This is a genomic window from Aeromonas rivuli, assembly GCF_000820045.1.
GTDB lineage: Bacteria > Pseudomonadota > Gammaproteobacteria > Enterobacterales > Aeromonadaceae > Aeromonas > Aeromonas rivuli.
In genome coordinates, this window is record NZ_CDBJ01000034.1 from 1 (window position 1) to 689 (window position 689).

The 689-nt window shown below is 55.7% G+C and carries 1 pseudogene; it reads right to left on the reverse strand.

Annotation, left to right across the window (positions count from 1 at the left end):
- Positions 1-621, reverse strand: a pseudogene (locus BN1130_RS21600) (transposase); the annotation flags it as partial.
- Between the last annotated feature and the right edge of the window lie 68 nt (positions 622-689).

Genomic DNA, 689 nt, shown 5'->3' on the forward strand with positions numbered 1-689 from the left:
CCGGTCGTTCAGACCGGGCGACCTGATAGCGATGAGCGCCCGGTTGCTTGGATACCAGACCGACCTCCTTCATCAGACTGCGCACTTTGAATCGGCCAATCTGATGCCCCAGCGCTCGCATCATCGACATCAAGGCGCGGCTGCCCGCTGAGTTCCGGCTCTCTTTGAACAAACGGCGCAACTCGCTGCGTTGCTGCATCCGCTCACGGTTAATCGTCCGCTTGCGGGCCAGATAGTCGTAAAAACAGGATGTTGGCACATCGAAAGCGCAGCAGACCATAGTGATGGGGGCTTGCTCCCTTAATCGGTCTATCAGCGCGTACGTTTGAACTCGTCCGCCATCAAGAGAGCAGTAGCCTTTTTTAGAATGTCCTTTTCGCGCTCGAGCTGGTTGATGCGGGCTTCCAGCTCCTGGATTTTCTGCTGCTCCGGGGTCAGCGCTTTGCCGATTGGGGTGGTGCCGGTTCGTTCGGATTGGAGCTGCTGAACCCATCGGCGAAGTATGGTTTCACCGACATCCAGTGAACGGCTGGCTTCGGGGACAGAGTATCCCTGGTCGAGTACCAGGGATGCGGCTTCGAGTTTGAATTCAGCAGTAAATGAGCGACGTAATCTGGTCATTGAACACCTCAAGTCATGGTGGCGACTGTACCACCTAAAATGGTGTCCGGGATGATTAGACCACTACA